Source organism: Streptomyces sp. NPDC001970 (genome assembly GCF_053594115.1).
Map to the genome: position 1 here is coordinate 1 of NZ_JBSFDW010000012.1, position 19,634 is coordinate 19,634.

Sequence of the window (19,634 nt, forward strand, 5' to 3'; positions counted from 1 at the left end):
GATGTCTTGGAGTGACAGACCTCTTCTACAGCAGCTCCGCTGCCTTGCTCCCCGGCCTTGACGAACAGCCCCCACGCCTAACTGAACGGCGTTGCCGCTAGAGCTCCACGCCCTCCGTGACCGCTTCCCGGAGGGCGGGCGGCAGCGAGGCGTCGGACTCAATGACGGCGAGTGCCCGGCGGGAGAGATCCGTGTCCGACCACAGCAGGAGCTGCATCGCCCGCTTGTCCGCGAGGCCCCGGTGCACGGCCCGTACCGCCGCCTCCACCGACCAGGGCTCGGCCGTTTCCGGTGCCGGGTTGCGGGCGAGCCAGTCGAAGGTGCTGCCCGCGATCCCGGCCAGGACGTGGGACAGCGCCCGCTGGATGAAGTCGTCGAGGTCATCGGGTCGGTCGCGCTCGATGCCCAGCAGGCGGCACTCTGCATACGCTGCGGCCATGCCGTCCCGGGTGACCATCGAGGCGTACGGCATCACGCCGGCGAGCACGGTCCCCAGGTCGACCCGGGGGAGTCCGAGCTCCTCGTCCTGATCCTCCTGATCCTCAGCCGCCTGTTCGAAGTCCGACCGGTAGGGGAGGGGCGTCGGCTGCTCGCACGCCGCGAGCAGGGTGCGAGCGAGGCGCACATGGTCCGAGGTGTGGGGCAGGTACTCCCACGGCTCATCGGGGGTGGTCATGGCCCGGGTCCAGGGGGCCGACAGCGTACGCAGGCCCTCGGGGAGGAGCGACTGCCCGGCCGGCGTCTCCGGGTACGCGGTCCGACGCAGGTTCCAGAGCGCCTCGCGCGCCCAGGCGGTGTCGTACACGTCGAGCGGTACATCATGGAGCAGCCGCGTCAGCGCCTCCTCCCCGGCGCGGCCACCGACCGCCTCCAGCAGGTGGAAGGCCGAGGCGGATGCAAGCCCCTCCCGTACGGCGCTCTCAGCGGCCCGCGCCACGGCCCCGGCCTCGACATCAGCCTCGACCTGCGCCGCGGCCTCCAGGCCGTGGCGCAGCGCGCGAATCGCACGGTCGGCGAGCGTCCCTCTGATCCAGAACACCCACGCACCGACGACGTCCTCGAAGGCTTCCCCTGCCGCCGCCTCACGCAGGGCGGTCTCGTCCTGCTCGGCATACCAGGCGCGGACCGCCTCGCCGACGCCCTCCCAGGTGAGCTCCGCCGTCGTGGGCATCCGTTCGCCGGCCAGCCGGCGCCACTCGCCGCGCATCCCCTCAAGCAGGTCCAAGGCATCCTCGGACCAGCCGGCGACGCGGTGACGGGTCGGAAGGAGCGCGGCGGAGAGGACGGCCAGGGCGGTGGCGGCCCGCTGGGTGGACGGGCCGGCCTCCGACAAGTCGTCGCCGCTTCCGTACCGCAGTGCGTTCCACGGTGCCGTAAGGTTGCGCAACTCCTCGGGGACGAGCCGTCGTTCGGGATGCCTGACGTCCGCAGTCTCTCGCACGCTCAGGACACTCCCAGGTATTCCATCGCCGACTTCGGGTCCTTCATCTTGCCGGACGCAAGAGCCTCCTGGCGCTCCGTGTGGCTCTTGGCCTTCCACGCGTCGTTCATCTCCCTGAGCTGCCGCGGCGAGACGTCCTGGCCACCGATGCGGGCGCCGATGTTCTCGTCGGCCATCTTGGAGGCCGGCGTGCCGTCGACCGTCTTCGGTGTCTCTCCAGCACGCTTCTGCGCCGGGGTGAGCTTCTTCGGCTGGAAGTCCATGAATATCCTGTCCCAGCCGTCCGTCGACTCGATCTCGTAGCGGACCTCGCGCTCGGGACCGTCGCCGCGGTCGCGCTTCCACTTCCCGAGCCTTTCGATCTGCTCGTGGATCTCGTACTTGGTGGTCGCACCGCCGCGGTTCTTCACCTCGACCAGATGGTCCCTGCCGTCCTTGCCGCGGTACGCCACGTCCACGTCGGGGATGGACGAGGCATCGAGTGTGTCGCCGTTGCCCAGATCGACCTTCGAGCGGCCCTTGTCGTGGCCGATGCCGGAGTAGACCTTGGTCCCGTCGGCCGCGTCGTTCTCGGCGGCGCGCCGCGTGGCCCTCACCTCGGCGAGGTTCTCGTCGAGCGTCGTGCCCTGCTTGGAGTCGAGGGTCTTGCCCGTGAGGGAGCCGCGGCTGACGGGGTCGATGTTCTTCTGGCGGAGCATCACCGTCACCTCCTCGATGGCGTCGGCGGCCTGCTTCTTGCTGATGCCGTTCTTGCCGGGCTGTGGGTCGTGTTCGGCCCGCTTGAGCAGCCTCTCCAGGGCCTGGGGGTCGTAGCTCTTGGCTCCCTCGGCCTTCGCCTGGCGCATGGCCTCGCGCAGCACGTCGGCGCGGGCGTCGAGCGCCTTCTGCTGGGCCTCGCGGGCGTCCTTGACGGAGTCGTCGTCGGGGCCGCACTCGACCGTGCGGATCCCCGTGGAGGCGGAGTCTCCGGAGTGGTGGACCGCGGGCATCACGGTCACCGGACCGGACCGGTCGCCACCGACGGCGACAACTGCCCGCGCCGGGGCCATGGCGATGTTCTTGCAGGCCTTGCCCTGGTCCTTGCGCATCTTCTCGGCAGCCTCGTCGGCGTACTTCTGCGCTTCGTCGGCCGCCTTCTGCGCCGCGTCGAGGTCGCCCTTCTTCGCCGCCTCGCGGGCCTCCTCCGCCGCCTGGGCCGCGCCTTCCTTGGGCGTCGAGGGGGCTTCCTTCTTGGCGTCGGGGTCGAGCTTCCTGAACTTCTTGATCGTCTTGGGGGAGAGGATCCCGATGAGGTTGAGAGCGGTGTTGCCGATCGCCGCGCCCTTGTTGCCCTTCTTCCAGTTCTCCTTGTCGACGACGGTGTCGGTGACGAGGTCGATGCCGAACTCGACGCCCGAGCCCACGGCGTCGATGCCGGCGCCGAGGTAGTCACCCTTCTCCCACTTGTCCCCGACGCTGCCGCCGTTCTTCTTCCACCAGTCCTGGGTGTAGTCCCGCAGGCCGGTCCAGGCGCCGACGATGTTCTCCTTCGGGTTGAAGATGAAATCGACGGTGTCGTTCCAGAAGCCCGTGACGGGGGCGACGAAGAAGCCGCGGGTGTGGTCCCAGATCGTCTTGTCGTGGCGCTCCTCCGGCCACATGACGTCCTTCTCGGGGTCCTTGTACTCGTCGGGGTCGACCTCGCGACGATCCCAGGGGCCGGGGGCGAGCGGGACCGTTTCGCCGTCCTGGGTCTCCAGGGCGGGCTCGGGAGCGTTCGGGGCGGTGCCTCCGCCGGACCCGCCGGAGCCGCCGTCGGGCTCCTCGGACCCGCCGTCGGTGCCGCCGGTGGTGTCGGTGCCGCCGTCCGTGCCACCGGTGGTGTCCGTGCCGTCGCTCGCTCCCCCGTCGGTGCCGTCCGTACCGCCGTCCGTACCGCCGTCGGTGCCGTCCGTACCGCCGCCGGCCTCGACGTCCGTACCGTCGCCACCGTCACCCGCGCCCGCACCGCCGCACTCCGTGCCGACGGCCTCGCAGATCTTCGCCCCGACCGACCGGCCGATCTCCGTCGTGAATCCCGCCGTCACCAGACCGGCGATGATGGCGATCACGACGACGAGCAGTCCGATGTACTCGACCGAGGTCTGCGCCTCGTCACGCCGCCACCGGATCATCCGCGCAACGCTGAACGGGCGCCGGATCTCCCGCTCATGGGCCGGCAGCTCGAACCACTCGCGCACCTCGGGCCGGCGCAGCAACCAGATCACCGTGAACGGAATCGCCGCCTGCGTGAAGGCGCGGAAGTCGGCCTGGAGCAGGGATACGACGCAGAGCCAGAGCATCCATCCCTGTACGGCGAACAGCCCACGGCGCACCGCAGCTCCGCCGTGCCACGCACGCTGCGCGAGGTACGCGCCGATGATGCTCGGCAGCGAGTCGTACAGCAGCACGCCGAAGAGTTCGCCCGGGTACACCGTCGTCATCGACAGGACCGTGAGGACGTAGAGCACGGTCACACCGACCTGCAGCCACGTCAGAGCTTGCGCCCACGCGAGGTGGCGTAGAAGCGGCGCTCGCCCATGGAGTGTGCCGTAGTTGACGTAGGGGCCGGACGTGCCCTGTGCTCCAAACATGTTCGGGAACGCTAGAACATGAAACAAGTGATCCACTAGGGTCCACGGACCCAACGCCGTTGCCTACGCGAACAGTTGGAAGCCTCGTACGACCTGGAAATCTGTGGTGCGGCGCTTCCGGAAGAGAAGTGTCCGCCCGTGATATTGGGCCCTGGGGCCCATGACGAACAGATGTTCATCACCTAGCGTTCGCGCCATGTCTGCAACGGATGGGGGAACAGCGGGAGTTGGCTGGCATGGGTTCGCCGGGGGTATGGGAGTGGGGGCAGTGCCGCCCACGCCCGCTGCCGGCAGGCAGCCCATGCCGCGAGCGTTGCGAGCAGTGCTCGTTCTCCTCCATCTGCTGTTTGCCGCGACTGCGCTGGGTGCCATTGGACTTTTCGCCGTGGCGGCCTCCGTGGGTGAAGTGGACGGAGATTTCCTGGGGCTGCTGACCTACGGGGCTCTTCCCGGAACCGCAGGGCTGGTTCTGGCACGGTGGGCCTGGTTCGGCGGGATGTGGGTGTGGCGGGGGCTTCTCGCCGTTCAGGTGTGGCTGGTCATCGGCGCTCTCGGGTCGCTGAGCGACGGCAGCGGCCGCGGTGTGACGCAGCTCGTTCTTCCCGCAGTGATGATCGTGTTGCTGTGCCGCCTGTCGTCGCGCGAGTGGTTCCTCCTGGACGAGCCGGAGCGGGTGGAGCGACGCCCGTTCAGCGTTGCGCGGATGATCCGTTGGCGGCGGGACGAGGCGCAGACCTCGGTCGAGTACATCGGACTGCTCGTCGTCGTGATCGCCATCATCGCCAGCTTGGCGACCGCGGGATACACGACCGAGATCGGCCGTACCGTCGGCGCGAAGATCTGCGAGGCCGTCGGCACGGATTGCGGCGGCGGTGGTGGTGACGCCGGTGGTGACGGTACGAGCGTCGAGGCCGGCGACGGTACGGGCGCGGAGGGTACGGACGGCAGCGGCGACGCGAACGCGGGTGACGGCGAGGCCGCGGGCGGCGCGGGCGGCGGCGGTACGGGCGCGGAGGGTACGGACGGCAGCGGCGACGCGAACGCGGGTGACGGCGAGGCCGCGGGCGGCGCGGGCGGCGGCGGAGGAAGCGACGGGGTCGAGGGCCCGGACGGGCCCGGTGACACCGGTGGAACCATCGGAACCGATGAGCCCTCCACACAGGACGCGGGGGTCGACGAGGGCGGCGACGACGTCGATGACTCCGGAGGCACGGACGGCGATGACGCGGACGCGGGTGAGGACGGCGACAGCGGGGGTGAGGAGAACGAGGGCGAGAGCTGCACCTCCGGATTCGGCGCATTTCTCTCCTGCGGTGCCAAGCAGGTCGGCGGCTTCTTCGAGGGCGTAGCCGTCGACGGCTTCGTGGGCGATGTCACCGGAACCTTCGACACGATCATGCATCCCATCAACGCCTGGAACGGCCTCAAGGATTACGGCACGAGCCTCGGTGACCAGTGGAGCAAGGACTCCGAGGGCGCTGGCGACAAGTGGTCCGAAGGCGACTACCTGGGTGCGGTCTGGGACTGGGGGACGGCGTCGGTCAACACGGGCGTGACCGTTCTCGACGATGTCTTCGTCGGGGACGAGTTCCGCGACGCGTGGAACAGGGGCGACGAGGGCCAGGCCATCGGCATGGTCGCCTGGAACGTCGGCTCCCTCTTCATCCCCGCCTACGGTGAAGCGAAGCTGATCGGCAAGCTCGGAAAGCTGGGCAAGCTCGGGAAACTCGGCAAGGCGGGAGAGCTCGCTCAGAAGGCGACCGAGGCAGCGGAGAAGGCCCGCAAGGCGGCCAAGGCCGGTGATGTCGAGGGTGCCGAGAAGGCCGCCAAGGAAGCGCAGCAGCACGCCGATGATGCCGCGAAGGACGCGGGGCTGACGGGCTGCACGATCGGGATGGGCGCGCGCGTCCGCGTTCCGTACGACGGCAGCTGCCTGGGTGTCTCAGGCAGCGGTACCGGTGTCATGGCCGGGCCGCAGGTCGTCGTACCGGTCCAGCTGTTCGCCGGCAAGTGCGACGAAGTGGATCCTGACAAGAAGAAGGCCGCTGAAGAGGCGGCGAAACAGGCCGAGGAGGCGCAGAAGGCGGCCAAGGCCGCGAAGCGGAAGGCCGAGCTCAAGAGGGCTCAGGAGCAGCCGAAGCCGGCCTGGTACAAGGACCTCAAGAACCCGCGCAAGGGCTCGAAGGACGGTAACAGCGACGGGACGTGGTGGCCGATCAAGCCCGGCGTGTGGAACTACCCCACCGAAATGGGTGCCCGCTATCAGGAACAGATTTCCGGGGTGAAGCGCGGGAAGGAGTACCGAGTTCCGCTCGACGAACTCAAGGGTAACGACGTGGACTTCGATGGCTGGGACGCCAAGTCCGGCACCTACCTCGAAGCGAAGCATGGGTATCGTACTTCTGACTTCTACGATGCGGACGCCGCGGATCTCAAATCCCACATCAAGGACCGGTGGGCAGAACAGGCCGCGCGACAACTCGATGCGGCGAGAGGCAAGCCGGTCGTCTGGCACTTCTCCGATCCGGACGTGGCTGCGGCTGCCAGGGACATGTTCGATGAGCGAGGCATCGAAGTTAAGGTGGAGCACACGCCGGCTGACGTAGTCGGCTGAGGCAGGGGAGAGCGCTGTGCTGTACGTTGTCGTCAACGCGTTCTGGGGGATGCGCCAGGAAAGCGTCGAGCGGATCGCCGAACGCTGGGCGGAAACTCTGACCGCTCTGGACGAGATGGAAGAGGCGTCGCTCAGTGGATGGCTTGAAGCCGCGGACGACTTGTCTTCGGCCCCGGCGGTTCCGTCGAGTTCCGTACACGCGCTGGCTGAATACATCGAACGGGGAAATCAGGCGCCTGATATCCCCCGGATCGGCTATACGTCGTCCCTCTTGACCAATAGTTCCGGGATGCCTCGTGTAACTCTGGCCATTCACGCAGGTGGGACCTCGGAATACGTAACGAACTCCGTTTCTCTGTCTTTTCGCTCACCCAGGTTTGATGAGTCCTTTCCGGCGGTGCGCCGTGCAGCGGACATCCTGAGGATTCTCGCGGATGTCTGGGACCCGGACGCCGGGCAGGTGTACGGACGACCTCAAAACGATGCGGTGAAGGAAGAGTTCGGTCTCGCGGCCTCCGACCCTCGCTGCGGAAGGTCCGTCCATCTCTCCGCCAGGCGCGCGGCGCTGGTCCCCGACGATCTTCCGGGTACGTACACCCGTACCGCCCACGATGGTTTGGTCATTGACCTGACCAGGGGCGGCACGGTGGCCCCTGACATCGAGGCCATCCTCGAGGCCAACCGCAAGCTGCGGGCGGCCGGCGCGCTGGAGCCGCTGCCCGTGCCCTTCGACCGGCCCAAGTGGTGAGGCCGACGGGCGTGCCGTTCAGCCTGCCGGGCGCTGTCGCTGCCATCGACGACCTCCTCGCCGGGCCAGTGCCCGTGGACGGGCCGACACATCGGGAGGCGGACGACGAGACCGGGTGGACCGGCAGCCATGGCCCGGGCTTCCGGCTCGCTCCGCTGTGGGAGAGCCGGTCCTATTTCGGCGTACCCGGAACCGAGTGGGATGCCGCCCAGGAAGAGTCCGAGGAGTATCTCCTGTCCCTCTCCGTGGAGTTGGGGAAGCGATGGGGGCCGCACCACGAGATCAGCTTCCGGGCCTACCTCATGGGTGAGGTACCGGAAGAGTCGATCGATCCGCTCATTGCCCAGATCATCGAACTCGCCCTCTACGGGGAACTGTATGTCTGGGGGCCCTTGGACACGCCTCACGGACCTCGGTGGGTGGCGATCAGCGTCAGCCAGTGCGACGGAGACGCGCCGCACATCATGCTCGGCGCGGTCAGCTCCGTACCCGTTCCGGACCCGGACACGGACTGAGTGACGACGCGCCGGAGCCGCGGTGAGTGGTGCGGCGTGAGCGGGATTTGAGCCCGGCTTTGGGCCCGGGGGCCCACGACTCGGGCCGCCGCGAGGTCTAGCGTCGCGAACATGTCAGCACTGGGGGTTGCGCGCCGGGTTCGCCGATGGGCGCGGGGAGTCGTACCGCGTACGGACGCACGTTTGCTGGGACTGCGGAAGTCCCAGTCGGGCCAGACGGCCGTGGAGTACATCGGTCTGGTGGCGGTGGTCATCGCGATCATCGGTGCGCTCGTGGCGCTGGGGGGTGCCACGGAGGCCGGCAAGGCCGTGGCGAGCAAGATCTGTCAGGCCGTCGGCACCGAGTGCGCTGGTGGGGGCGGGCAGGACGCGGCCACCGGGGGAAGCGATGGCGGCACCGGCGACGGACTGCCCGCGTCCGACAACGGCGGCAACACAGGTGATGCCGGCGACGCCCCCAAGTCGCAGGAACAGATCGACTACGAGAAGGCGCTGAAGGAGCTCCAGGACGCGCAGGCGACGGAGAAGGCGGACTCGGACAAGGCCAAGGAAGCCGCCAAGGAACTTGCCAAGATCCTGGCCGACGAGCTCGGTATCACCGATGCGCTCAAATGCATCACCGAGGGCGACATGGGCGCCTGTACCGAGACCCTCATCAACGTCCTCACCAGTCTGATCGGTGGCGCGGTGGGCAAGCTCGCGGCGAAGTACGGTGCGCCGTGGAAGTGGAAGAAGGCCGCCGAGCTCATCCAGAAGCTCAAGAAGCACGGTGGTGACCTGTACGACGGCATCACGGGCCTGATCAAGAACCGGAAACGCGTCAAGGACGCCGAGAAGGCACTCGACGACGCGAAGAAGAAGTACGACCCGGAGAAGCAGAAGAAGCCGGACGAGAAGAAGCCCGACGACAAGCCGACGACCTGCCCGGTCCGCCACAGCTTCCTGCCGGGCACACCCGTCCTGCTGGCCGACGGGCGCCGTATGCCCATCGAGAGGGTCCAGGTCGGCGACCAGGTCCTCGCGACCGACCCGTACACCGGCCGGACCGAGGCGCGGCCCGTCGAGCAGGCGATCACCACCTACGACGACAAGCACTTCACCCGGCTGACCGTACGGGCCACTGGTGGGCCTGCGGTGCTCACGGTCACCGACACGCACCCGTTCTGGCTGACCGACCAGGGGCGCTGGGTGGACGCCGGTGACATCCGGCGGGGGAGCACGCTCCGGAATGAGGACGGTGTCCCGCTCCCGGTCCTCGGGGTCTCGCGGTTCACCCAGCAGCAGACGACGCACGACCTCACCGTCCGCGACATCCACACGTACTATGTCGTCGCCGCGGCGAGCGGGATCCTGGTGCACAACAACGACGGCGCGACGAAGCCGACGGCCGAGCACCGAAAGCTGCAGAACATCATCAACACCCTCTACAAGGGCGTGGGCAGCCCGGATCAGATCGGTGACGGAAGCGCGATGGCGGCCGCCGACTACGAGGCGAGGGGCGGCCCCAAGGTCGAGGGCAGGGACCATGTGCAGAAGGCGAAGGAGATGAGGGACTCGCTCAAGAACTTCCTCACCGACACGGAGTGGAAGCCGAGGAAGGGCGGGCGGAGGGAGCCGCTGATCCGGACGCCTGAGGACGAGCAACTGGCCAGGACACTCATCAAGGCCCTCGACGATGCCATCGAGGGCAAGTACAAGGGCTACAAGAACTACCCAGGACTGGACTGCTGATGACGACCCCCGATGTGTCTCCGGACGTGCGACTGGTGCAGGATCTCGTCGCCGCGATCCCCGGCTTCGAGGACAGCTACGACGCCCACGTGTTCAACGAGCACGGCGTTCTGCCGCATGTGTTCTTCATCGATGTCGTGGAGGAGACCGTCCTGGCGTTCCTCGGTGAGGAGTCCGAGGTGCCGGACTGGCGCCGGACTCTCGACTTCCTGGAGGGGCAGAGTGCTCGCGGGGTGCCGGAGGTCGACGCGGTCATCGTGACGTCGTTCCTGAACGACCTGCCCTACCCCGGTCAGCCCGGGAACGACATCGTCCGGCATCTCGGCCCGGTCATGGCGGCCAAGTTCGCGAAGATCCGGCCCTCGGGCTGACCTCGCGACCCCGCGCATCGTGCTCGACAACTTCCTGACCGTGCACCGGCCGCAGCCGGATGCGATGGTGGCGGCCCTGGCCGAGGCCGTCCCGGTAGAGCCGTCGCAGGTCGGTCCCCGACCGGTCGGCCGTCATCGCCAAGCACGCGCAAGCCGTGCGCCAATGCGGCGTCGTGGGGCGGATCGTCGCGGGTGCCGACGCCGGACGTTACATCCGGGTGGACAGACTCGCCGACCTGGCCGAGACGCCCGAGGAGCGGGAAGAGGCCAGGGGATCCATGATCCGCGTGGCTGATGATCCGGCGATGGACACCAACTGCGTCGGGGAATGGGTGGAGGACTGGGCGGATGCCGAGGAGTCCTTCGAGCGGGACGGCCGTCAGGTGGACTGGCCTTCCCGATGACTGAGATGGGCCGAACGGCACAGCGTCGCCGTCCGGCCTCGCGAGAGCCGGACCGTGAGAAGGTCCGGGCATGGGGCGAGTGATCGCGAACCTGTTGATCGGCCGGCGCCTCGATTCGTCCGCGCTCGCCGTGGCGCTCGCGGACGTGGTCGGGGTGCCGGCCGGCCAGGTGGACGTCTGTCACGGGGAGGCTGATCAGGACCACCGCGACTGGGAGGCTGCCGTCCTGTGCACGTACCACTATGTGCGCGGTGACGTCGTGATGGGCCTGGACATCCAGGTACGGGACGACGTCTGCGGCCCGGCCGGCGAGGCGGAGCTGGCAGCGGCCTTCGCCGAGCGCACCGGGGCAGGAGCCATCTACCCGGACGAACGGATCGATCCGGAGACCTTCTGGCTGGCCGACCCCAGCGGCACGGTGACCCGCACCCGGCTGATCCTGTCGGAGGGCGAAGGCGATACGCATGACGAGGATGAGCCACCGACGTACACCGTCGATGCGGTCGAGGCGCCGTCGCCGGCCTTTCCGGACGCCGAGGTGACCCCGCTCGCGGAGATCCTGCGCGAAGTGCCGGTCCCCACCCCGGTCGCCGCGGCGGTCGGTCTTGACACCCCGGCCGTGGTGTCGCTGACGATCTGGGAGCGGATGGTGCGACGCATGGCCGGGAACTGGGCACCGTCCGGCCGCTATCTGCCCGAGCTGTACGCCGAGGACATCGCGGCACGGGATCACCTGGAGCGGGAGATCGCCGCATGCCCTGAGGAGGAACGGAAGGTACTGCTCGCCGCCACCGCCGAGGTCGACTCGCTCTTCCGCAGCCTCACGGAGGAGCACCCGGGAGCGGCGTCGCCCGGCGCCGGCTGGTGGCGATCGAGACGGCCGCGACGGATGCCCTGGCCGGACACCGGCGACGACGTGTGACCGTACTCCGTCCCTGCCGCGCCGTAACCGTGCTGTTCGGGCATGCGGCCCGGTACGGGTCGTGGGCACGTTGGGTGTCCTGCCTCGACGGCCGCACCACGGTGACGGCGACGTTCGACTGGGTGTCAACTCACCAGGAGTTCAGGCTGTCTGAGCCCAAGAAGATCGTCAAGTAGCGTGCGTACGGTGCTGGACGCGACGTTCACGGAGGCCTGAAGGACATGGACAAGCAGGTGCAGCGGGACCTGGAGGGGCTTCTCGCCCGCGACCTGGGTGACGTCGCTGTTCCGCCGCCCACGGTCGTGCACCCGGCGGACGTCGCGCGCCGATGGGACCTTCCCGCACGGGATGCCGAGGCAGTGATGCGCTGGGGCCTTCCCTTGATCAGCGTGTACGGGGAGCCGTCGCACCTGTCATCGGCAGATTTCCAGAGCGAGCTACTGCCGCAGCTGGATCTGTCGGTCCCGCCCGTGGCACTGTCGCCCCCGGTCACGGCCGCTACGTTCGCGAGGATCCGGCCGTCCGGCTGAGCGCCGGGTGCCGAGCACCGACCCGACATAATCGACCGCATGTCCCAGCAGCCCCACACCCCTCACCTGCGCAGACTCCCCGGACGACTCTCCGAACGGCTCCCCGGACCCCCTGCCGCGCCCGCGCTCCTCGGCTACGCGGCCGTACGGCTGACCGGCATGGTGATCCTCGCGGTGGGCGCGGCCGTGGCCGGGACGGACGGGCTGCACCGGCTCAAAGGGCGCTGGGATGCCGTCTGGTATGTCCGGATCGCGGAGAACGGGTACGGCTACGAGGTCCGGCTCCCCGACGGCAGCCTCCACTCCGACCTCGCCTTCTTTCCCCTTCTGCCGGCGCTGGAACGCGGAGTCTCGGAGGTCGTGCCGGGCGTGGACGCCGCGACCGCCGGGCTGGTCGTCGCCTGGGTCGCCGCCTTCGCGGCCGCGTGGGGGATCTACGCCGTCGGGGCGCATGTGGCCGGGCCCCGGGCCGGGGTGCTGCTGGCGGTGCTGTGGGGGGTGTACCCGACCGCGTTCGTGCAGTCGATGGCGTACACGGAAACGCTGTTCACCGCTCTCGCCGCCTGGTCGCTGTACGCGGTGCTGACGGGGCGCTGGATCACCGCCGGGGCGCTGTGCGCGCTCGCCGGGCTGACCCGGCCCTCTGCCGCGGCGCTCGTCGCCGCCATCGGGATCACCGCGCTCGTGGGTCTCGTCCGGGAGGGCCTTGGAGCGCTGACCTGGCGGATGGCCGTGGGGGTCGTGCTCGCGCCGCTGGGGTGGCTCGGTTACGTGGTCTTCGTGGCCCTGCGCGAAGGCAGCCCGACCGCGTACTTCGAGGTCCAGGCGGCCTGGGGCAACAACATCGACGGCGGCGTCGCCCTCGCCCGGTTCGTCGGCGAGCAGTTGACCGGACCGACCCCGCTCGCCGGGATCGGGCTGATCGCCGCGCTCGGGCTGCTCGGCTGGGTGGTGTGGCTGTGCGTGCGGCAGCGGCAGCCGTTGCCCCTGCTCGTGTACGGGATCGGCATCGTGGTCGTCTCGCTGATCGGTGCCGCGTACTTCGGCTCCCGGCCGCGTCTGATCATGCCGGCGTTCCCGCTGCTGCTGCCCGCCGCGGTGGCGCTGGCGCGGCTGCGGCAGCGAACGGTCGTGGTGGTCGTGGCGCTGCTCGCCGTCGCCTCGGGCGTGTACGGGGCGTTCACGCTGCTCGGATCGGGGCCACCGTGATCCGACCCGCGCGACCGCCCTTCGGTGAACGGCCGCGGAGGGAGCCGGGTACGCCCCGGCGGGCACGCCCGGTCGGCAGCAGCCCGTGCTCGCACGTCCGGCGCGTCGAATTGAACGGGAACCGGGCCGTCGTCAGGCAGCGGAACCGGTCGCGGTCTTCGCCGCGGCATCGCAGCCATCGCGCTCGCGGTCGGCTCTCTCCAGGTGACGCTCACCGGACAGTTCACCTTGCGCGACCGGCTGTGGTTGTCGGCCGCGCAAGACGACGTCTGCGTCGTGTACGCCCTGCCGGTGATCGGTGCACGGCTCATCACCCGGACGCGAGGACGTGGACGGCTGCCGCCGAAGCGGTCAGGGGGCAGTCGCGCGTTCCGCGAAGGCGACCAGGAAGTCCCGCAGGTTTCTGCGTTCCTCGTCGCTCTCCGAACTCCTGTCCAGTGCCAGTCGGGCCAGCTGGGGCATGGCAGTGGGCCAGGCGCCCAGGCCGATCAGGGTCAGCAGCAGCTGACGCGACTCGCTCTCCGTGTAGCCCGTGGAATCGGACAGGGAGTGGGAAGCGTCCCGGTACCACTCCGCACGGCGCTTGTCGCCCTGCGCCAGCTGGTCTCCGTAGTGGAGCGCCTCGAACATCAGGAGCCGCACCAGCGTCGGGTTCTGGCGGTGGTAGTCGAAGACCCGCCCCACGTATTCGCCGACCGGTCCCTCGCCCGGGCGGACTGCCTGGCGCAGTTCGGCCATCGCCTCCGCGATCACGACCTTGAACAGGTCCTCCTTGCTGCCGAAGTGACCGTAGATCCGCTCCTTGTTGACGCCCGCGTTCTCGGCGATCCGGTTCACCCGCGCGCCCGCGATGCCGTACCGCGCGAACTCGGCCCTGGCGGCGTCCAGTAGTAGCCGCTTGGTTCTCTCGATGTCTCGTCCCATACACCCAGCCTACGCCCAGTCAACCGGTTGGTTGGACAGCTGGGTGCGCCCTGTGGCACCATCCAACCAACAGGTTGGAGATGCCCCTCCAGCCCTGTACGGGGGGTTTTGCAACGGGTGATTCATATCCGTAGGCGCAGCATGTCCTGATTCGCCGGCTCCCCGTGGGATCCGTGACGGACCTCAGCCGGTTCAAAGACGAGCCGGGGTTCCTCTAGACCAAGGACTGCCCAGGGATGAAGATCGCCATATCCGGCACCTATTCCGCCGGTAAGACGTCGACCGTAATGGCCCTCTCGCACTACACGGGGGTTCCGCGCACGCTGGCCAGGACGATCCGGGAGATCCTGCCGGAGACGTTCCCCGGCAAGGCCCTGTCGGAAGTGACGCCGGCCGAGTTCCTTCAGCTGATGCTTCGCCGGCACACCGGCCGGGCCGTGCAGGAGGCTCTTCTCGGTGACCGCTTCATCTCCGACGGGTCGTCGCTCCAGGAGTGGCTCTACGGTGCGGGCCGTGTCATTCACGGCATGAACCCGAACGCCACCGCCGGTAACGAGGGCGGCAGGGCCGCTGAAGTCACCGAGGAGATGCGGTTCTTCGGCCAGGTCGTCGACCAGTACGGCCACGCCCTGAAGCAGCACGTCAAGGACACGTACGACGCGTACGTGCACCTGCGCCACGAGCTGCCCATCACCTCCGATGGCCACCGGCCCATGAACGAGAAGTTCCGCGCCACGATCGACGCAATGCTTCTGCAGACGCTCGACGAGCTGGAGATTCCTTACCACATCGTCAGCGGCACGATGCCGGAGCGGCTGGAGGCCATCGCCGGCATCTTCGACCTCGAGCCGGTGATGAGCGTCGACGAGGCCATCGAGCTGGCCCGCCAGGACTACGGCCGCCAGGACTTCCGTATGGAGACGGAGCGCGTTCCGGCCGCCGCCTGAGCACTCTTCTTCTCTCCTTTCTTTCACTCTGCCTGTCCCCAAGGAAGGTTTGCCATGCCCAAAACCCCGAACATCGCCATCGCCTTCTACTCCGGCTACGGGCACACCGAGGTTCTGGCCAAGGCCGTTGAGGCCGGTGCGACCGAGGCCGGTGCCAAGGTCACGATGGTCCGCGTCGACACCATCGACGACGAGGGCTGGAAGGCCCTCGACGAGGCGGACGCGATCATCTTCGGTTCGCCGACCTACATGGGCTCCGCCGCGGGCAAGTTCCATGTCTTCGCCGAGTCGACGAGCAAGCGCTGGCTCGCCAAGGCGTGGAAGGACAAGCTGGGCGCCGGCTTCACCAACGCTGCCTGCAAGGCCGGTGACAAGCACTCGACGCTTGCCTACTTCGCCACGCTGGGCGCTCAGCACCAGATGAACTGGGTGAACCTCGGCCTGCACCCGGGCTGGCACACCACCCAGGAGAGCGAGAACGACCTCAACCGCCTCGGGTACTTCAACGGTGCCGCCGCCACGACCCCGGCCGACGTGCCCGCGGAGGACGTGCACAAGGCCGACATCGCCACCGCCGAGCACCTGGGTGCCCGCGTCGCCCAGCAGACGGCGATCGCCCTCGCCGGCCGCGAGGTCCTGGGGCTCTGAGCCCCGGGTCTCGCACCGGCCCCCGGCCACAAGACCATCCATCGCAGCCGTAACACGACCAGAAAAGAGAAGCGCCAGCATGACCGCCACCACGACCTCCACCAACGAGACCGTCGACGCCTTCTTCGGCAACTTCGGCGAGGGCAACATCCCGGGCGTGCTCGACCTGTTCGCCGACAAGGTCGACTTCCGCGTCCTCGGCGCCCAGGAAGTGCCCTGGACCGGCGCCCGCTCCACCAAGGAGGAGATCTCCGACTTCTTCGGCTCCTTCGGTGTCCTGACCGGACCGGAGCACTTCGAGGTCACCAACAGGATCGTGCAGGACGAGGACGCCGTGGTGATCGCCAACTGCGTCTTCGGTGTCCAGGCCACGGGCAAGAAGTTCCACAACCACTACGCCCTGCACTTCACCGTGTCTGCCGGGAAGATCGTCCGGTACCACATGTACGAGGACAGCTACGCGATCCACGAGGCGTTCACCGCCTGAGCGGCCGCTGTCTCTGGGGCACGACCGACCTGCAACACCCGTGCCGCCGGGGGGAACTGCGGCATCCCCTTCCCCGTCACGAGGACGGGGAAGGGGGGTCCGTCATGGACCGTCAGTCATGAAGTACTCGGGGGAATACACAGTCATGCACTCCAAGCTCTCGCCGGATACGCTCCGCGTCGCATCCGTGGACGACATTCTCGGAGACCGACGGAATCGTTTCTTCGGTGAAGGATTCAAGCGTGTCACGCACGCGTTGACCGGCGTCACCGTCCGACCCGCCGACGCCGGTGCAACGGCCCGTATCGACGCGACCGCCGGAATACGCATCCCCGGAACCTGGTCCCGCAAGGGGGACACGCACCAGCGTCCGCACCTGTCGACCGTCGACGCCATGCTCTTCGGCGCCCAGCTCAGCGGTCTCTACGCGGCACACACCCATGACCTGTCCGCCGACGCCCCGTTCGTCGTCCGTTCGCTGGCCATCAAGGCGGGCGCCGCGCCGGACGAGGACAGCCTGGACCACTTCGCGGTCTCGGGAACGCACCACGCCACGGCCGAAGGCTCCGTTCCCGGCCGGCTCCGGACGGCCCTGGACTGCCAGGTCGGCTCGATGACCGTACGGGTCGAGGCGGAGCACTCCGGGGCAGCCGGCACTCCCTGTGCCGAAGGGTCCTACCCGATGGCCGAACAGCGGCCCGGCCCCTGGTGCGACGCCCCGTACGGCGCCTCGCACCACAGCCGCCGCCAGTTCCTCACCGATGTCCGGGCCGACGCCCACACGGCGAGCGCGGCCCTGACCGTCACCACCGGGGAGGACGCAGAGGGCGCGACGTTGCCGCCGACGATGATCGACCTGTTCGTGTCGGCGCTCCAGCTCGGCCAGGTCCTGCTCTACCGCCTCGACGGCGTCGACCGCGCCACGTCCAACACGCTGTGGATGCGCAACACCACCATCGCGCCGGCGACGACCGAACCCGCCGAGGACGACGGGCGCTTCCACGTCACGCTCGCGCGTCCCACGAAGCTGCCCACCCGTCAGGGCACCTGGCGCACCGCGCAGATCACCACCACGTACGCCGGGATGCGCCTGACCTGCAATGTCGCGCACCTTCTGCCCTGACCCTGCCCCGACCCGACGCCGCACCCCGAGGGAGACTCCTCATGGCGCACTTCCCTGCGCTCGTCGGCCTGGGCAGCTACCTGCCGCCCCGCCGAGTCACCAACGAAGAACTCGCCAGTACCTTCGACACGTCCGATGAGTGGATCGCCAGCCGGACGGGAATCCGCAGCCGCCACTGGGCCTCACCCGGCGTCGCCACCAGCGACCTCGCCGTCGAGGCGGGCCACCGTGCGCTGAAGTCCGCGAACCTGCCTCCGGCACCGGGGGCAGTGGATGCCGTCGTGCTGGCCACCACCACACCCGACCACCCCTGCCCGGCCACCGCCCCCCAGGTGGCGGCCCGCCTGGGACTCGGCACCATTGCCGCGTACGACATCGCCGCGGTGTGCTCCGGGTTCGTGTACGCCCTGGCCACCGCGTCGGCCCAGATCACGGCCGGCCAGGCCGAGCGGGTACTCGTCATCGGTGCCGAGACCTACTCGACGATCCTCAATCCGGACGACCGCACGACGTCCGTCATCTTCGGTGACGGCGCCGGCGCCGTCGTGCTCTCCGCGGTGCCCGACGCCGGCCGCCCCGGCGTGCTTCTCGGCGTCGATCTCGGCTCCGACGGCTCGCAGCAGGACCTCATCACCATCCCCGGGGGTGGTTCCCGGGAGCGTGCCAGGCCGGGCGAACCCGACCCGCAGGACCGCTACTTCACCATGCAGGGCAAGAAGGTGTTCGCCGAAGCGGTCACCCGGATGGGCGACTCGGCGTCCGCCCTGCTGGGCCGTATCGGCTGGCCGGTCGATTCGGTCGACCACCTGGTGGGTCACCAGGCCAACGTACGCATCCTCAAGGCCCTCGCCCAGCGGCTCCGCCTTCCCCAGGAGCGGGCCGTCGTCAACATCGACCGCGTCGGGAACACCTCGGCGGCGTCGATTCCGGTCGCGCTGGCCGAGGCGGCCGCCGCGGGCACCCTGACCACGGGCTCCCGGGTCCTGCTGACCGCGTTCGGCGGTGGGCTGACGTGGGGATCGGTGGCGCTGACCTGGCCCGACCTCACCGCGGCCTGACGGCCACGTCCGCATCTTCACTCCGGTCGCATCTGCCGCGGCCGTATCCCACCGCGGTCGACCCTGCCGTGGCCGTACACCATCCGGTCCGACGGGCCGTTGCACCGCGTCACCGCGGTTCGGCACCAGTACTGCCCGCACGCAGCCGTCTGATCACCACTGCACAGCTCGCGTTCCTACCGAAGCATCAAGAAAGGGAAGTGACCCCCTTATGACCATGCAGACGCGTTCCCTGGCCGACCACCTTCTCGACCTCCTCACCTCCGAGTACGAGGCCCCGGAGGGCACCACCGCCGAGACCTCGTTCGAGCTCCTCGGCTTCGACTCGCTCGTCCTCGTCGAGGTGGCTGTCGCGATGAGCGAGCGCTTCGGCGTCAGCGTCACCGACGAGGAGCTGCACGAAGCCGGCAACATCGCCGGGGCCGTCGCACTGCTTGAAGCCAAAGGCATCCAGGGCTGACACATCCACGCCCACGGGCTGACACATCCACGCGCACGGGGTGAGGGAGGCCGGGTCGCCCCCGGTCTCCCTCACCGTACGCAACCCCACCCGGACACGGAGGACCTGATGAGTCGTACCCGGATCGCGTTCTTCGACGTCGACGGCACCCTCACCACCACCACGACCATCTTCCGCTTCCTCCGCCACTATCTCGCGGACCAGGGCCACGCCCCGCACGTGTACGACCAGCGACGCCAGCGGCTCAAGGCCATGACGGACATGGGGGTGCCGCGCGAGGAGACCAACCGCGCCTATTTCGACAACTACCGCGGGGCCGACGCCTCGGAGGTGGAACGGCTGGCGCGGGAGTGGTTCGCGGCGGAACTCCGCGCGGGGGGCCTGTTCAACCCTCACGCGCTGGCCGCGCTGCGCAAGCACAGGGAGAGCGGCGACCGCGTCGTTCTCGTCTCGGGATCCTTCCCCGCGTGTCTCGACCCCGTGGCGGCGTACCTCGGCGCCGACGAGACGTGGTGCACGGAGCCCGAGATCGTCGACGGGGTGTACACGGCCGGCCTGACCCGTGCTCCCATGATCGGCAGGGCCAAGGCCGACGCCGTGCTGCTGGCCGCGGCCGCGCACCGGACCTCACCCGAGCACTGCGTTGCGTACGGCGACCACGAGTCCGACCTGCCGATGCTCAGGGCGGCCGGTTCCGCCGTGGTCGTCGGCGGGGACCACGATCTGCGGGCGCGGGCCCGGCAGCGCTCCTGGCGTCTGCTTCCCGCCGCCCCACCGCCGCCGGACCTCCCGCTGCCGGAGCCGGCGGACCGTTCCGGAAGCGGCTCACGGCAGCTGAGGAGCAGGACGACTCCGTCGTCATAAAACCGTCGTTACGACTCTCGTTGTGA

General features: G+C 68.9%; 19 protein-coding genes. 16 read left to right on the forward strand and 3 right to left on the reverse strand.

The genetic code is table 11. The features are described from left to right. Positions 1 to 97: 97 nt before the first annotated feature. The gene (locus tag ACWCP0_RS16770) at positions 98 to 1,441 is read right to left on the reverse strand and encodes a hypothetical protein (protein WP_451079548.1); all 1,344 of its coding nucleotides are present in this window, start codon (positions 1,439 to 1,441) and stop codon (positions 98 to 100) included. Positions 1,442 to 1,443: 2 nt separating this feature from the next. After that, on the reverse strand, positions 1,444 to 4,053 hold the full coding sequence (locus ACWCP0_RS16775) for a hypothetical protein (RefSeq protein WP_451079549.1): 2,610 nt from the start codon (positions 4,051 to 4,053) through the stop codon (positions 1,444 to 1,446). 385 nt (positions 4,054 to 4,438) lie between these two features. Here ACWCP0_RS16775 and ACWCP0_RS16780 point away from each other — a divergent pair, with 385 nt between their 5' ends. From ACWCP0_RS16780 to ACWCP0_RS16820, 9 genes are all read left to right on the forward strand, one after another. Beyond that, positions 4,439 to 6,667: a Tox-REase-5 domain-containing protein gene (locus ACWCP0_RS16780; protein WP_451079550.1), complete on the forward strand. Its 2,229-nt coding sequence runs from the start codon at positions 4,439 to 4,441 to the stop codon at positions 6,665 to 6,667. Between the two features lie 16 nt (positions 6,668 to 6,683). Beyond that, a complete protein-coding gene (locus ACWCP0_RS16785) occupies positions 6,684 to 7,415 on the forward strand; it encodes an Imm52 family immunity protein (RefSeq protein ID WP_451079551.1) in 732 nt (243 codons plus the stop codon). A gap of 11 nt (positions 7,416 to 7,426) precedes the next feature. Further along, positions 7,427 to 7,930 (forward strand): hypothetical protein, encoded by a 504-nt coding sequence (locus ACWCP0_RS16790; RefSeq protein ID WP_451079552.1) that lies wholly within the window; start codon positions 7,427 to 7,429, stop codon positions 7,928 to 7,930. 183 nt (positions 7,931 to 8,113) lie between these two features. Next, positions 8,114 to 9,661 (forward strand): polymorphic toxin-type HINT domain-containing protein, encoded by a 1,548-nt coding sequence (locus ACWCP0_RS16795; RefSeq protein WP_451079553.1) that lies wholly within the window; start codon positions 8,114 to 8,116, stop codon positions 9,659 to 9,661. After that, positions 9,661 to 10,032 carry a hypothetical protein gene (locus tag ACWCP0_RS16800; protein ID WP_451079554.1) on the forward strand — a complete coding sequence of 124 codons (372 nt, stop codon included), beginning with the start codon at positions 9,661 to 9,663 and terminating at the stop codon, positions 10,030 to 10,032. The genes ACWCP0_RS16795 and ACWCP0_RS16800 overlap by 1 nt, the downstream gene beginning before the upstream one ends. A 173-nt stretch (positions 10,033 to 10,205) precedes the next feature. After that, positions 10,206 to 10,436, forward strand: coding sequence for a hypothetical protein (locus ACWCP0_RS16805; protein WP_451079555.1), 231 nt, complete (start codon positions 10,206 to 10,208; stop codon positions 10,434 to 10,436). A 70-nt stretch (positions 10,437 to 10,506) separates the two neighbouring features. Next, positions 10,507 to 11,358 (forward strand): hypothetical protein, encoded by an 852-nt coding sequence (locus ACWCP0_RS16810; protein ID WP_451079556.1) that lies wholly within the window; start codon positions 10,507 to 10,509, stop codon positions 11,356 to 11,358. Positions 11,359 to 11,579: 221 nt separating this feature from the next. Then, positions 11,580 to 11,888, forward strand: a complete 309-nt coding sequence (locus ACWCP0_RS16815; RefSeq protein WP_451079557.1) for a hypothetical protein — start codon at positions 11,580 to 11,582, stop codon at positions 11,886 to 11,888. A gap of 39 nt (positions 11,889 to 11,927) precedes the next feature. Beyond that, positions 11,928 to 13,097: a hypothetical protein gene (locus ACWCP0_RS16820; RefSeq protein WP_451079558.1), complete on the forward strand. Its 1,170-nt coding sequence runs from the start codon at positions 11,928 to 11,930 to the stop codon at positions 13,095 to 13,097. Between the two features lie 351 nt (positions 13,098 to 13,448). Here ACWCP0_RS16820 and ACWCP0_RS16825 read toward each other — a convergent pair whose 3' ends face one another. Next, positions 13,449 to 14,021: a TetR/AcrR family transcriptional regulator gene (locus tag ACWCP0_RS16825; RefSeq protein ID WP_451079559.1), complete on the reverse strand. Its 573-nt coding sequence runs from the start codon at positions 14,019 to 14,021 to the stop codon at positions 13,449 to 13,451. A 236-nt stretch (positions 14,022 to 14,257) separates the two neighbouring features. Here ACWCP0_RS16825 and ACWCP0_RS16830 point away from each other — a divergent pair, with 236 nt between their 5' ends. The 7 genes from ACWCP0_RS16830 (at position 14,258) to ACWCP0_RS16860 (ending at position 19,608) form a co-directional block, all read left to right on the forward strand. Further along, entirely contained in the window at positions 14,258 to 14,968 is a 711-nt protein-coding gene (locus tag ACWCP0_RS16830) for an ATP/GTP-binding protein (RefSeq protein WP_451079560.1), read from the forward strand. Between the two features lie 54 nt (positions 14,969 to 15,022). Continuing rightward, positions 15,023 to 15,616, forward strand: a complete 594-nt coding sequence (locus ACWCP0_RS16835; RefSeq protein WP_451079561.1) for a flavodoxin family protein — start codon at positions 15,023 to 15,025, stop codon at positions 15,614 to 15,616. A gap of 79 nt (positions 15,617 to 15,695) precedes the next feature. Then, positions 15,696 to 16,103, forward strand: a complete 408-nt coding sequence (locus tag ACWCP0_RS16840) for a nuclear transport factor 2 family protein (protein WP_451079562.1) — start codon at positions 15,696 to 15,698, stop codon at positions 16,101 to 16,103. 145 nt (positions 16,104 to 16,248) lie between these two features. Next, complete coding sequence (locus tag ACWCP0_RS16845; RefSeq protein ID WP_451079563.1) at positions 16,249 to 17,226, forward strand: AvrD family protein; 978 nt, start codon at positions 16,249 to 16,251, stop codon at positions 17,224 to 17,226. A gap of 41 nt (positions 17,227 to 17,267) precedes the next feature. After that, positions 17,268 to 18,284, forward strand: coding sequence for a beta-ketoacyl-ACP synthase III (locus tag ACWCP0_RS16850; RefSeq protein WP_451079564.1), 1,017 nt, complete (start codon positions 17,268 to 17,270; stop codon positions 18,282 to 18,284). A gap of 211 nt (positions 18,285 to 18,495) precedes the next feature. Then, positions 18,496 to 18,744: an acyl carrier protein gene (locus ACWCP0_RS16855; protein WP_451079565.1), complete on the forward strand. Its 249-nt coding sequence runs from the start codon at positions 18,496 to 18,498 to the stop codon at positions 18,742 to 18,744. 108 nt (positions 18,745 to 18,852) lie between these two features. Beyond that, the gene (locus ACWCP0_RS16860; protein ID WP_451079566.1) at positions 18,853 to 19,608 is read left to right on the forward strand and encodes an HAD family hydrolase; all 756 of its coding nucleotides are present in this window, start codon (positions 18,853 to 18,855) and stop codon (positions 19,606 to 19,608) included. Positions 19,609 to 19,634: the final 26 nt, after the last annotated feature.

Bases quoted from the DNA above. Each gene is read 5' to 3' on its own strand.
- ACWCP0_RS16775 (WP_451079549.1), bottom strand. From the start codon at position 4,053: ATGTTTGGAGCACAGGGCACGTCCGGCCCCTACGTCAACTACGGCACA.
- ACWCP0_RS16800 (WP_451079554.1), top strand. From the start codon at position 9,661: ATGACGACCCCCGATGTGTCTCCGGACGTGCGACTGGTGCAGGATCTC.
- ACWCP0_RS16810 (WP_451079556.1), top strand. From the start codon at position 10,507: ATGGGGCGAGTGATCGCGAACCTGTTGATCGGCCGGCGCCTCGATTCG.
- ACWCP0_RS16815 (WP_451079557.1), top strand. From the start codon at position 11,580: ATGGACAAGCAGGTGCAGCGGGACCTGGAGGGGCTTCTCGCCCGCGAC.
- ACWCP0_RS16820 (WP_451079558.1), top strand. From the start codon at position 11,928: ATGTCCCAGCAGCCCCACACCCCTCACCTGCGCAGACTCCCCGGACGA.
- ACWCP0_RS16825 (WP_451079559.1), bottom strand. From the start codon at position 14,021: ATGGGACGAGACATCGAGAGAACCAAGCGGCTACTACTGGACGCCGCC.
- ACWCP0_RS16830 (WP_451079560.1), top strand. From the start codon at position 14,258: ATGAAGATCGCCATATCCGGCACCTATTCCGCCGGTAAGACGTCGACC.
- ACWCP0_RS16835 (WP_451079561.1), top strand. From the start codon at position 15,023: ATGCCCAAAACCCCGAACATCGCCATCGCCTTCTACTCCGGCTACGGG.
- ACWCP0_RS16840 (WP_451079562.1), top strand. From the start codon at position 15,696: ATGACCGCCACCACGACCTCCACCAACGAGACCGTCGACGCCTTCTTC.
- ACWCP0_RS16845 (WP_451079563.1), top strand. From the start codon at position 16,249: ATGCACTCCAAGCTCTCGCCGGATACGCTCCGCGTCGCATCCGTGGAC.
- ACWCP0_RS16850 (WP_451079564.1), top strand. From the start codon at position 17,268: ATGGCGCACTTCCCTGCGCTCGTCGGCCTGGGCAGCTACCTGCCGCCC.
- ACWCP0_RS16855 (WP_451079565.1), top strand. From the start codon at position 18,496: ATGACCATGCAGACGCGTTCCCTGGCCGACCACCTTCTCGACCTCCTC.
- ACWCP0_RS16860 (WP_451079566.1), top strand. From the start codon at position 18,853: ATGAGTCGTACCCGGATCGCGTTCTTCGACGTCGACGGCACCCTCACC.